Source organism: Pseudohalioglobus sediminis (genome assembly GCF_008370495.1).
In the GTDB taxonomy this organism is placed as follows: domain Bacteria; phylum Pseudomonadota; class Gammaproteobacteria; order Pseudomonadales; family Halieaceae; genus Halioglobus.
Genome location: NZ_VTUX01000009.1, coordinates 22,756 through 34,902, shown reverse-complemented (window position 1 = coordinate 34,902; position 12,147 = coordinate 22,756). Strand labels below are relative to the sequence as shown.

Below are 12,147 nucleotides of genomic sequence, written 5' to 3'. Positions count from 1 at the left end.
CGTTGGTATGGGATTCCTGATGTCTGAAAACGCGCCAAGAAGGGCCCTCGTGGCTAAGCGAACTCGTTGGCTTCGCGATTTTTTTGCCCGTCCTTGCTCGAGCCCGATATTCATACTGGGGAATCAAAAGTCGGGGACATCAGCTATTGCTTCTCTCTTGGGTGAGATGACTGGAAAGAGCGTTGCCGTCGATTTGGCGAAGGACTTCCACGCGCCGGCTTTTCAGCGGGTGGGAAGGCAAATGAGCTTGGCCGAGTATAGGAGGCTCAACGCCGTGGAGTTTTCCAAGGATATTATTAAGGAAGCTAACCTCACGCCGATGTTCGATGACCTTCGTTCGTCCTATTCAGACGCGCGTTTCGTCTTTGTTGTGCGCGATCCACGAACAAATATACGAAGTATTCTCCAACGTCTCGACCTTTCGGGTCGACCCGAGGAGGTGGATTCCAGTGCATTACAAGATATTTCGGAGACATGGCGTCTTATCCTCGACAGCGGCTGGCTAGGCATAAGCGGAGATGACTATGTCACCCGTTTAGCCAGCCGATGGCAGCTGTTCAGTGATATTGCTTCGTCGAATGTCGATGATTTCCAGATCATTCGGTATGAAGACTTCCTGGTCGATAAAGTGGGTTCAATTGAAAGATTGGTTGACGGGTTGTCTCTCGATCGGGTACACGACATTGCAGAGCAAACAGATATCCAGTACCAGGCCAAGGGCGACCACAGCGTATCCCTGAATGCCTTTTTCGGTGCTCGGAATCTTGAACGAATAGACGCGATTTGTAAGAAAGGTATGCGTTTTTTTCGGTACGCACGCGGTGCTTGAAGCCAACAGCATGGCGGCCTGTCGCCGCTCCGCAGGGGTTAAGCTGGCTCAGCCTCTAGCGCTATACTATAGCCGCCGCAAGTTCAGGGTATTTTTCGAGAAGTCTGGCGAACTGAACATCATTCTGTATCTGATTTATCTCAAACAAGCCCTTGGCGCCATTGTCCGGTATTTTCAGGAAGCTTTCGTAAGGACGTGCGTAGGGCACAAGTTGGCACTCGACACCCTGCTTAAGCGTCATTGCTTTCAGCCATAAATCATCTGCCGTCGGGCAAAGACTCATGAACTTCGAGGCATCCGTTACCTCTGTGTCGAGTAATTCCGGTCCGTAGATGACTCCGCAACAACCTGTTGGGACGATCAGGGCAGACGCATCCGGCTGGCGTGTATCGTATTCCCACTGCGCATAGGGCAGGATACTTCCGGAAACGTCGAGTTTGATCACGTGTCCCCTGTTGCAGTGGACGCGATTGGGCTGCCGCAAGTGGGCCTTGAAAAGGCGTTCGACAGTATCCACAGGGTAAATGACGTCATCATCAATGGTGATAATGGCGCCCTCTGTACCTTCCCGGAGCGCAGGAACAATCTTCTTGTATGACTTGATATCTTCGCAGAACCGAATCTCGAGGCCGCGTGCTTCCTGGCGCCTGAGAATAAGCGGAACGCTGTCTGCTGAAAATTCATCCTCGCTCAGCCAGAGTATGACGCGATTGGCTCGCATGGACTGCTGAAAGATGCTCTCGATCACGGTATGCACATCGTAGATGCGATGGCCATAGGTGGTAAGTGAGACCGTCAGCGGCTTCTCGACTACTTTCTCAGCCACCCCGGACTCTTCGGACCGCAGCGCGAGACCTTCAAGGGTGTCGAGTCGACCGAGAGTGATATGAAGCTTTTGCCAATTGCTGAAGTCGCGGAACTTGGCTATCGAGTTTTGTAACGACATGAGCCAGCCCATTATAGTTGTTCCCGGTTCGGCACTTCACAGCGCTCTGTAGGTGGTTTATGCAAACTAAGCCGGCTCCATGAATAATCGTCGCTGCGTTGGTCTCGCAATGATGGTGAAGACAGCATCGCTTTCACAGCTGTTTAACTTATCCGAATTCTTTAAGAAACTGAAGGCCATGCAGTGGTTTTTGGTAGTATGCTGTGTGCCAACAAGAGCGGCTGGTTGTTACAGCCGGGTCGAAACAGTTGGTTCGCCACGTTATCTTCCGAGATACAGGTCTGGATGTGAGCGAGCCACTTTTTATAGAAGCTGTATTTGTTCCTAATCGCGCAAAGACTTGGATTTAGCAATGATCTCTCGGGCTGAAACGACCAGCGCTTCTCCCAGTGTGCATCCGGATTCCGTGAGAATTGCGGTACTACTGGCCCAGCTACGCGGCGCTGGCATACAGCGGATGCGCTTCAATATCATTCGATGTCTTTTGAGGCGCGGCTACCAGGTCGACCTGGTGGTGGGTGCGGCGAAAGGGGAGTTGGTAGACGAAATTCCTCCCGGTGTATCGCTCTACACGCTCAGTAGTAAGGGCCGCCTGGGTCTTCCCCTGGGGCTTATGGGATACCTGAGAGAACGCCAGCCTTCGCACGTAATGTCCTCTTACGAGGACTTGAGTATTATGTTGCTGTTGGCAAAGAAAATTCTCCGAGCTGATACCTTCACGCTCCTCAGTACCCATAATGCGATTTCACAGCTGGTGCATGAGGGTGGGCGCCTGAATCGCCTGAAGCAGAGGCTGCTGCGGCCGATGATGAAATCTCTTTATCCATCGGCCGATAGCCTAGTCGCCGTCTCAGAGGGGGTGGCGTTGGAACTGCATCAATATCTAAACCTGCCGCTGTCTGCCATAAATGTGATCTACAACCCTGTTATAGCGGACTCTTTTGCCGCGCAGCTGGCGGCCGGGGAAAGTGATCTCCACTATGAGCAGGACGGTGCGCCCACCATCGGTTTCTTTGGCAGGCTGCATGAACAGAAACGAGTAGACCTGCTTATCGATGCATTTGCCATGCTCAGGAAGAAGGCAGCGTGCCGTCTACTGCTCGTGGGAGAAGGTGCTGAGAGAGAACGGCTCGAACTCAGGGTGGCCGGTTTGGGGCTTGGCGGAGATGTGCATTTCTTCGGTTTCTCTGAATCGCCCTACGCGCTAATGAGACGTTGCCACGTGGTGGCCTTGCCCTCAGACTACGAGGGTCTTGGTAATGTGCTTGTCGAGGCAATGGCGTGCGGTACCCAGGTGGTATCCACGGATTGCCCGCATGGTCCCAGAGAAATTCTGCAAGATGGCAAATATGGCCAACTTGTGGAAGTGGGCGATGCAGAGGGGCTGTGTACGGCTCTTATGAACAGCATCAACAATGTTTTTCGCGTGGATCCAGAACTGCTCGTCCAGCGGGCGATGGAGTTTTCCGCCGATACCGCCACAGATAGCTACCTGAGAGCAATGAAACTGCCAGTAGCAATAGAAAAATAGCCGTGTGATGCAACGATGAAAAAAACAGTCTTAACATTCGGTACCTTCGACGTGTTCCACGTCGGGCACCTCAGGATCCTGCAACGTGCCAGTGAGCTCGGCGAGCGCCTGATCGTCGGTATCTCAACGGACCACCTGAATATACAGAAGAAAGGGCGGCCGCCGGTCTACCACCAGGATGAGCGAATGGAGATCGTGGCAGCGCTGAAATGTGTCGATGGCGTATTCTTTGAGGAATCGCTGGAGTTGAAGCCCCAATATATACGTGAGCACCAGGCCGATGTCCTGGTTATGGGTGACGACTGGCAAGGTAAATTCGACGAGTTCGGAGACCTGTGTAAAGTTGTGTACCTGCCCCGGACTCCCGCCATTTCAACGACGGAAGTCATAGAGAAGATCAGGGATTAGAGCGTTGCAGTTGTCTCGCCAGGTGGTCAAGCTGCAGCCTGGCTGCCGCGCCCTGGGTTTGGTTCTGATAGATTTCTGCCAGGGTCTGGTCCTGCAAACCGGCGTACCGCCGGGCGAACTCGACGGGATCGTCCACGAAAGTGCCCAGTGAATCACGCAGGCATTCCATTCCCGTTATAACTGCCCCCGCGCGATAGCTGCCATCAAGGGAGAAACCGTTCTTGAAGGGCGGGGGTACGTCCAGGAACAGCATGGGCCGGCGCAGTGCCAGGTAATCGAATGCGATGGAGGACCAGTCGCAGATAAGGATGTCGGCTTGCAGCAGTATCGCTTCGGTATCAGGATAGTCCCGCTGTGAGCAGAACGTCACGTTGGGGTGAGAGAACTGGCTGATCTCTGAATTCAGGTGGCTTCTTACCAGCAGGGTCGCACCATGAGCTGCACAGGTGTCCGCGATCGCTGAAATGAACGATTCCCCGGATTCTCCGAATGGAAAGAGTTCGCGGCCCTTTTCGTCCTGCTGCCAGGTCGGGGCGTAAAGCGCATATTTGCCAGGCGGTAGCGCGAGGTCCGCTTCAGGGCTTTGTGGGCCAGCGGCGGCTCTGAAAAGTCTGTCAGTACGCGCATAGCCGAGGCACTTTAACTGAGAGTCCTGAAAGCCAAACTGCTCCCTGTAGAGTTGCGCGAGTCGCTCGGAAGAGACCCACACTTCATCGTATCTGTGTTGTAGCGCGAAGTCCTCCGGCACGAACCCCTTGAAGGGAATGCCATGCCATACGTCGATAAAGCGGATGTCTGTGAACCTCAGCAGCGGGGTCATCAGGTGCAGCCCGTGATCGGTGATCATCGCACTGCAGCGGGCCAGGTACAGCATGTCGGTGAGGCGGTTGCAACGCAGTACCTGGATGCCATCCTGCTCCAGCGACCGGGCATGTTCCGGGTCCAGCGACAGCACCTGCAGCGACATCCGGTTCCGGTGGGTCGCCAGCCATTGATCGTACAGTGCCTTGAGGTTGCCGGAGAACTGGTGGCCGTAAAGTATCACCAGCGGAATGTCCGGCTTGCGGGTAAACGGGCGCAGGGCTATGGCTATCAGGCAGTAGAGGCCCTGCAGTCCAAGGAGAAGCCAGTGGGATGGGCTGGACTTGTCAATTTTCATCGTCGGGGATCAGCGCGTCGACGATTATTTTGCTGGGGGAGATGTCCAGGTCTTGCGGTGTAATAGCGTAGGACGGCAGGTCTGCAATCACTTTTTCTATCACCGGCAATTGATAGTTGCTGATGACCGCATTCTCGCCGAGACCTTCCTGTCGTTCGCTCGTGGTACGCATGATGATGCAGGGCTTGCCCAGGTAGTGGCACTCTTCCTGGTTACTGCCGCCATCGGTCACCACGAAAGCCGCGCTCTTGATCAGTTTGATGAACTGGAAGTAGCTGTAGCGGGGTCGCAGTTCGATATTGGGTGCATCTATCAGTTGTTGCTTGAGGCCGAAGTGGGTCAGCTTTTCATCGGTGGGTTTATGCAGGATGAAAAGCAGCTTGGAATGCTGGCTGATGGCAAGCAGCAGATCGACGATCTCCCGCAACTTCTTCTCGGAAAAGATATTCTCGAAGCGATGCAGGGACACAACCGCGTATTCACCTTCAGGAATGTCCACCTCGGCCTGGTTTACATTGCTCTCGCTGATGCGCAGTGCATCCAGCAGCGTGTTGTGAACGGTGTCTACCTTGATGCCCCGGTACTTCTCAAGGTTTGACAGGGCCCAGGGGCCCGGGGCGAAGTACATGTTGGAGAGGTTGAAGGTGAGGATGCGGGTCAGTTCTTCGGGAAACGGGTGAAACAGGTTGAACGATCGGAGCCCTGATTCCACATGTGCCGACTTTTGTCCTGAAATCCTCGCCAGCAGCGAACCCAGCAGCGTGGAAAAGGTATCGCCATGGTTGAGCACGATGCCACCCTTGTCTCCCTGCCAGACCTTGTCACGGTTTGCGAGCGAGAAGAAAATGATGCGCATGGCCCAGAACAGCATCTGGATGATGCCGGTGATATCGCGCCCCTCGTACAGCGTGATGTCCGGTTCCTTGAGACCGAACTCTTCGCGGATATTGGCAACGGTGGCCTGGTGTTGCCCACTGAATATGAAGTTGTAGGGTATGTTGCGATTCTGTAGCTCAACCATCACCGGCGCCATCTTGATAAGCTGGGCCTTGGTGCCAATAAAAACGTGGATCATAGGAGCGGGGTACTCTGTGAGGATCAACTGCCCTGTTGTCGCGCTTTGGCTGCTGCCGGATGCTCGGTGATATTCCGTGGCGGCGTGGTGCTCCCGGCCAGTCTGGCGAGGCGCTCGTTCACCTGTTCGACTATCCCGCGGGCATCCAGGCGCAAGTCCCGTAATTGTTCAGCGTGCTCGCCGTGCTCGATAAACTCGTCGTGCAGGCCCAGGTGCAGGACCGGGGTATCCACAGCATTGCGTGCGAGTAATTCACTGACTGCGGCCCCCGCGCCTCCGGCCACGGCGTTTTCTTCCACTGTGACCAGTAGTGCATGGCGTGATGCCAGGGCCAGTGTCAGTTCCTCATCCAGCGGCTTCACCCAGCGCATGTCCACGAGACTCGCGTCCAGTTCGTCGGCTGCTTCACTGGCGGCGGCAAGCAAGGTGCCAAAATTGAGGATCGCCACGTTCTCGCCATCCCGGAGCGGCGCTGCCTTGCCGATTTCCAGGGACGCCATCTCACTGGCAATCGCTGCGCCGGTACCTGTGCCCCGTGGATACCGCACCGCTGCCGGTCCCGGGTGCTGGAACGCGGTGTACAGCATCTGCCGGCATTCATTCTCGTCCGAGGGGGCGCCGATCACCATGTTGGGAATGCAGCGCAGGAAGCTGAGATCAAAAGCGCCGTGATGCGTCGGGCCGTCCTGGCCAACCAGTCCGGCACGGTCGATGCCGAAGGTCACGTCCAGGTTCTGCAGGGCAACATCGTGTATCAGTTGGTCGTAGCCGCGCTGCAGGAAGGTTGAATAAATGGCAACCACCGGTTTCAGGCCGTCGCAGGCCATGCCCGCGGCGAGCGTGACCGCATGCTGCTCGGCAATGGCGACGTCAAAGTAGCGTTCCGGAAAACGTTGTGCAAACTCCACCATGCCCGAGCCTTCACACATGGCGGGGGTAATTCCCACCAGGCGCTCATCCTGCTCTGCCATATCGCACAACCACTGGCCAAATACATCCTGGTATTTTGGCGCTTTCGGCGGTGGCGCCACCGGCGCCTCGCTGGCAGGCTTGGCTTCGACCTTGTTGAGCGCGTGATAACCCACGGGGTCGTCCTCGGCCGGCGTGAAACCCTTGCCTTTCACCGTGCGGATATGCAGGAACTGGGGACCCTCCAGGTCTTTCATGTTCTCCAGCGTTTTCACAAGCTGGGGCAGGTCATGGCCGTCCAGGGGACCGATGTAGTGAAAGCCGAGCTCCTCGAACATGGTGCTCGGGGCAACCATGCCTTTCATATGCTCTTCGGTGCGCTTGGCCCATTCCCAGAGGAAACTGAAGCGCTCCAGGAAACGCTTGGAGCGCTCGCGCATGCCGAGGTAGGTCTTGGTCGCCCAGATCTTGGCAAAATAGTTGGCCAGGCCGCCAGTGTTGTGGCCGATGGACATCTGGTTGTCATTGAGAATCACCAGCATGTCGGGGCGCTCGTGCCCGGCGTGAGCCAGCGCTTCAAAGGCCATACCCCCGGTGATGGCGCCGTCGCCAATGACGGCTATTACCTTGCGCTGTTGCTCCTGCTGGCGTGCTGCCAGCGCCATGCCCATTGCCGCAGAAATGCTGGTAGATGAGTGTCCGACGCCAAAGGTGTCGTACTCACTCTCGCTGCGTTTGGGGAAGCCGGAGAGGCCGCCGGCATGGCGCATACTGTGCATCTGCTGCATGCGCCCGGTGAGAATTTTATGGGGATAGGTCTGGTGACCCACATCCCACACGATCCGGTCATCAGGCGTATTAAAAACGTGGTGCAGGGCGATGGTCAGCTCAACTACCCCCAGACCGGCCCCGAAGTGGCCGCCGGACTGGCCCACACTGTACAGCAGGTAGGCCCGCAACTCTTTGGCCAGTTGCAGCAACTCGTCAGTGCTCAGGTCGGCAGGGCGGCGCCCGCCATCGATGGCGTTGAGCAGGGGTGTGTCCGGGGCTGTCGTGGGTATTTCCAGAAACATGGGCCCATTCTATCCCATATCGCGGGGGCTGTGGGGCGCTGTGGGCGCATTTCTAGCCTGGCGGCGAGTGCTTGTCCAGCTCTGTCTGCAGCAGCACAGACAGGCGCAGGTAGCCGTGTTCATTGAGGTTGACGCCATCAGCGCGGTAGTAGGCCGGATTGGGCATGCCATCGGGCCTGCTGAGCAGTGAGTTGGCGTTCAGCACCGAGACATGGTCATGCTTGCGAGCCATTGTCTGCAGCAGTGCAAACGCCTCGTCGATCACAGGCACATCCGCGGGATAGAGTGGTGTCTTGATCGGCGTGATGATCACGAACCGGCGGGTGTCGGCCATGGAGGTGTCGAGCTGGATCAACTCGCGGATGCTTCTGACGACACTCTCCGCGTCCTTGTTGGCGCGTATGTGGAATTCGCTGTTGCTTGGCAGCACTACCACGGTGTCGGGCTGGTAAAAGGCGACGAGCCGCTCATAGTGATGCACCAGGTCATCCACCGTGGCCTCGCCCAGACCGCGCATCAGCACCGGCCTGGGCGCCATGATGTCAGCAAGCCCCCGCCAGAGCTTTACCCGGCGCCCGCCAATGACCACGATGGGATCACTTGGGAGTTTGGAGGTGCGATCCTCGCGTACATAGGCATCGACCTCGACGGCCCAGGCCTCGGGAGAGCTGTTCAGGGAGGCGAGCGTATCCCGCGACACCAGGTACACCAGGTGCACAATGGGTATTAGCAGCAGCACCAGGCACACGGTGCGCAATGTTTTCCAGGCAATCAAACTGGCCGTTATCCCCCTCTTCGGTCTGCTGCAAGTGTCGCCGAATCAGGCGCGCGGGGCAATGAATGCCCCATTCAGGGTGTGACCTGGGTCGCAGCTTTACCACGAGTGTGTATGATTTCCATGGCTGAGATGTAGGATAAATGCATGATTTACCAACGTCGCATCCCCAGGGAGGAGCTATTCTCCTCCCAGCTTGAGCTGCTGATGCAGAACGGACAGCTGGCTACCGTGACCGCGCACCTGATCGGGGTGGCGGCGACGATTGCCATGTTCTGGCCATTCCTGGATATCACTGTTATCCTGCTCTGGGCCGCGGCTTTCCTGATCCTGCTGTTACTGCGCTCGCTGCAAATGAGCAACGCGCTGGTCAGTCGCAGCTACCTGACCAATGCCCGCGGCGTGTACCTGCGCCTGATTGCCGGCGCTGCGGCCACGGGTGCGATCTGGGCCGGTGTCTACATTTTTGCCGCGCACCACGTGCCCATCACCATGCAGTACACCTTCCTGCTGCTGATCCTGATGATCACCGCGATCTCGGTCGGGTTTTCCGTGATCATTCGCGAGTACTTCATCGCCTACCTGTTTGCCGCCATCTGGCCGATTGCCTGGTGGAGCCTGGCACACTACTGGGAGCAACCCTACAACCTGTTGATCGGCCTGGGCCTGCTGGCATTCTGCGCTGTCCTGGTGGTGGTCTGTGACCGACTCTACCGGTCCTTCCGCAACATGATCGTGCTCAACTGGGAACGAGAGACCATGTCGCAGGAACTGGCGGACATCACCAACTCCCTGCGTGACAGAAACCGGCAATTGCGTGATGCCCGCAGGCAGCTCACAGACCTGGCCAATATCGATGAGTTGACTGGGCTGGGGAATCGCCGCGTGGTCAATCGCGCCCTGAAAGAGGAAATCAACCGGGCGCGCCGCAGCGGCGGTTTCGTTTCGCTGATCCTGCTGGACGTGGACTTTTTCAAGAATTACAACGACACCTACGGCCACCCGGCCGGTGACCTGGTCTTGCAGAAACTGGCCGATTTGATGCAGCAGGCGAGCTCCCGTGCCGGTGAGGTGGTAGCCCGCTATGGCGGCGAGGAATTTGTGCTGATCCTGCCCGGTGCCGAGCCGGATTCAGCCCTGCGCACCGCCAACCGGCTGAAAGACATGGTTGAAGACGAGAAGATTCCGCATGAGAGCTCGGGTGCGGCAGACGTGATTACGGTGAGCCAGGGCCTGGTCACGGTGCAGCCCGAGGGCGAACTGCTGCCGGCCGAGCTCATATCGAGGGCCGACCAGGCCCTGTATAAGGCCAAGAAGGCAGGCAGGAACCGCATCGCGGTAGCGGGGCGTTACGAACCTTCCTTGAACCTGTGAATCTGGCGCCGCTGTTTTTTCGTGGGCCGGGAGGCGGGGCGGTCGATCATGCCCCCTGCGGCCTTGCGCGCCGCGGCATCGGCCTCACGTCGGGCCAGACTTTCCGCCGTTTCGCGATACAAACTGGCTGCCTCCGGTGCTCCGCGACGTTGGTCTGAAAGCGCTTCTACCACCACGACTTTCTCGTCCCAGCCCTGGCGTATCTGCAGGGTGTCACCGACGCTGATCTCACGGGAAACCTTGACCCGCTGGCCGCCCAGATGGACTTTGCCGCCCTCGATCGCCGCCTTGGCCAGGCTGCGGGTCTTGAAGAAGCGTGCTGCCCACAACCATTTGTCGAGGCGCAGTTTGTCGAGCGTGTGTTCAGTCATTGCCGATGTCCTGTCGGTGGCGTGGGGCCGGCCTCATGGCTGCCGGGTGTCCGGCATGATTTCATCGAAATGATGAATGCCCGGGAAGCGCGTGTCGATACGTTTCTGTCGCTGGCTGTCCGGCTGCAGCAGGGTGAGGAGGTGGGCAATGCCGTAGTCTCGCGCGGAGTCCAGTACCCGCTCGGTGTCATCCACCAGCAGTGTGCGCTCCGGGTTGAACGGGTGCAGGGCTTGCAGCCGGTGCCAGAATGCCTGCTCTTCCTTGGCGGCATCGAGTTCATGTGATACCACGACGCGGTCAAACCAGCCGGTGATATCGACATGGTCCATCTTGATGTCGAGTGTCTTGCGGTGAGCATTCGTGACCATCACCACGTCCCGGTGGGAATGGTGCAGCCGGGTTAGGAATTCCGTCACGTGGGGCCGCACACTGACCATGTGCTTCAGTTCGCGCTTCAGGGCGGGAATATCCAGTTGCAGACGTTCAGACCAGTAATCCAGTGAGTACCAGTCCAGTGTGCCCTGGTCGATGCTGAATTCAGTATGCAACTTCTCCGCGGATTCCTCCTCGCTGAGCCGATGCTGCTGCGCGTACACCCGCGGCACGTGCTGCATCCAGAAATAGTTGTCGAAGTGCAGGTCCAGGAGGGTGCCGTCCATATCCAGCAATACGGTATCAATTTGGTCCCAGTCGATCATGCCAGCACTCCCGTTGCACGCAGGCTGGATTATGCCAAGTTGACGCTGCACACGCATCCCGCGCGTTTGCCGGGTATAATTGTGGCGCCCTATGGACATCGCCTCACCTCAACTCCCGGATCTGGTCTCGCCCCTGCTGACTCTCTGCCAGCAGGCAGGGCGGGTGATTTGTGAGCACTACCACGCCCCCGGTGCCGATGAATACTCCGCCAAGGGCGACGACTCACCCCTGACCAGGGCGGATATTGCCTCGCACCGACTGCTGTGCGAGGGGTTGTCGGCGATCACCCCCGCCATCCCCATACTCTCGGAAGAGTCCACTGAAAAAGAGGCAGCTGACCGTCGCCAGTGGCCGGTGTTCTGGCTGGTAGATCCGCTTGACGGCACCAAGGAATTTCTCGGGCGCACCGGTGAATTCACTATCAACATCGCACTGATAGTGGAGCATCGGCCAGTGCTGGGCATGATTTACCTGCCCTTGCCTGAGCTGGCCTACGTGGGCATCCCCGGTCACTCGGCGCGCAGCTTCGATATGAAGTCGGGTGAGGTCACCGAACTTGCGACCCGGCCGTTGCGTGACGGCGAGCCGATGACGATACTGGCCAGCAGGCGTCACAAAGGCCAGCGCCTGCAAAGCTGCCTGCAGTGGCTCGAGGAGCAGTGGGACGACATCCACCGGGACAACAGCGGTAGTGCCCTCAAGTTCTGCCAGTTGGCAGCCGGTGAGGGAGATATCTACCCGCGTTTTTCGCCCTGTTGTGAGTGGGATACGGCGGCGGGGCAGGCGCTACTGGAGGCTGCAGGCGGCGCTTTATTGGGTCTCGATGGCAAGGCCCTGACGTATAATCGGCGGGATACCCTGTTAAGCCCCAATTTTCTGGCGTTGGCAGATCCTGTCCACCCCCTGTGGCAGCAATTGCTGGCCCGGGTAAAAACATCCGCGGGCTAGTTTGATGAGAAGGCTTGTGCCGGCAAACGAAGTGGGTATAGAGTTGCAG

Annotated in this window: 12 protein-coding genes; 5 read left to right on the top strand and 7 right to left on the bottom strand. The window is 57.7% G+C overall.

Annotated elements, in window-relative coordinates:
* Nucleotides 1-49: 49 nt before the first annotated feature.
* Nucleotides 50-829 (top strand): sulfotransferase domain-containing protein, encoded by a 780-nt coding sequence (locus F0M18_RS16650; RefSeq protein WP_188109770.1) that lies wholly within the window; start codon nucleotides 50-52, stop codon nucleotides 827-829.
* A 61-nt stretch (nucleotides 830-890) separates the two neighbouring features.
* Here the strand turns inward: F0M18_RS16650 and F0M18_RS16645 are convergent, their stop codons facing one another.
* The gene (locus F0M18_RS16645) at nucleotides 891-1,787 is read right to left on the bottom strand and encodes a glycosyltransferase family A protein (RefSeq protein WP_149612597.1); all 897 of its coding nucleotides are present in this window, start codon (nucleotides 1,785-1,787) and stop codon (nucleotides 891-893) included.
* 445 nt (nucleotides 1,788-2,232) lie between these two features.
* Between F0M18_RS16645 and F0M18_RS16640 the strand changes: the two genes are divergently transcribed.
* Nucleotides 2,233-3,306, top strand: coding sequence for a glycosyltransferase (locus F0M18_RS16640; RefSeq protein WP_188109769.1), 1,074 nt, complete (start codon nucleotides 2,233-2,235; stop codon nucleotides 3,304-3,306).
* 15 nt (nucleotides 3,307-3,321) lie between these two features.
* On the top strand, nucleotides 3,322-3,714 hold the full coding sequence (locus F0M18_RS16635; protein WP_149612595.1) for an adenylyltransferase/cytidyltransferase family protein: 393 nt from the start codon (nucleotides 3,322-3,324) through the stop codon (nucleotides 3,712-3,714).
* Here F0M18_RS16635 and F0M18_RS16630 read toward each other — a convergent pair.
* Genes F0M18_RS16630 through F0M18_RS16615 form a run of 4 tightly spaced genes read right to left on the bottom strand, consistent with a single transcriptional unit; the run spans nucleotide 3,704 to nucleotide 8,705 of the window.
* On the bottom strand, nucleotides 3,704-4,873 hold the full coding sequence (locus tag F0M18_RS16630) for a CDP-glycerol glycerophosphotransferase family protein (protein WP_149612594.1): 1,170 nt from the start codon (nucleotides 4,871-4,873) through the stop codon (nucleotides 3,704-3,706). The genes F0M18_RS16635 and F0M18_RS16630 overlap by 11 nt on opposite strands.
* Nucleotides 4,863-5,948 carry a UDP-N-acetylglucosamine 2-epimerase gene (locus F0M18_RS16625; protein ID WP_149612593.1) on the bottom strand — a complete coding sequence of 362 codons (1,086 nt, stop codon included), beginning with the start codon at nucleotides 5,946-5,948 and terminating at the stop codon, nucleotides 4,863-4,865. The genes F0M18_RS16630 and F0M18_RS16625 overlap by 11 nt, the downstream gene beginning before the upstream one ends.
* Nucleotides 5,949-5,971: 23 nt before the next feature.
* Nucleotides 5,972-7,930, bottom strand: a complete 1,959-nt coding sequence (gene dxs, locus F0M18_RS16620; RefSeq protein ID WP_149612592.1) for a 1-deoxy-D-xylulose-5-phosphate synthase — start codon at nucleotides 7,928-7,930, stop codon at nucleotides 5,972-5,974.
* A gap of 52 nt (nucleotides 7,931-7,982) precedes the next feature.
* On the bottom strand, nucleotides 7,983-8,705 hold the full coding sequence (locus F0M18_RS16615) for an SGNH/GDSL hydrolase family protein (RefSeq protein ID WP_149612591.1): 723 nt from the start codon (nucleotides 8,703-8,705) through the stop codon (nucleotides 7,983-7,985).
* Nucleotides 8,706-8,852: 147 nt separating this feature from the next.
* Here F0M18_RS16615 and F0M18_RS16610 point away from each other — a divergent pair, with 147 nt between their 5' ends.
* Entirely contained in the window at nucleotides 8,853-10,079 is a 1,227-nt protein-coding gene (locus tag F0M18_RS16610) for a GGDEF domain-containing protein (RefSeq protein WP_149612590.1), read from the top strand.
* On the opposite strand, the gene hslR is transcribed toward F0M18_RS16610, so the two are convergent.
* Nucleotides 10,055-10,450 (bottom strand): ribosome-associated heat shock protein Hsp15, encoded by a 396-nt coding sequence (gene hslR, locus F0M18_RS16605; protein WP_149612589.1) that lies wholly within the window; start codon nucleotides 10,448-10,450, stop codon nucleotides 10,055-10,057. The two genes, F0M18_RS16610 and hslR, sit on opposite strands and share 25 nt — an antisense overlap.
* A gap of 33 nt (nucleotides 10,451-10,483) precedes the next feature.
* Nucleotides 10,484-11,149 carry a GMP/IMP nucleotidase gene (gene yrfG / locus F0M18_RS16600; protein ID WP_149612588.1) on the bottom strand — a complete coding sequence of 222 codons (666 nt, stop codon included), beginning with the start codon at nucleotides 11,147-11,149 and terminating at the stop codon, nucleotides 10,484-10,486.
* A 91-nt stretch (nucleotides 11,150-11,240) separates the two neighbouring features.
* Here yrfG and cysQ point away from each other — a divergent pair, with 91 nt between their 5' ends.
* Nucleotides 11,241-12,098 (top strand): 3'(2'),5'-bisphosphate nucleotidase CysQ, encoded by an 858-nt coding sequence (gene cysQ / locus F0M18_RS16595; RefSeq protein WP_149612587.1) that lies wholly within the window; start codon nucleotides 11,241-11,243, stop codon nucleotides 12,096-12,098.
* The last annotated feature ends 49 nt before the right edge of the window (nucleotides 12,099-12,147 follow it).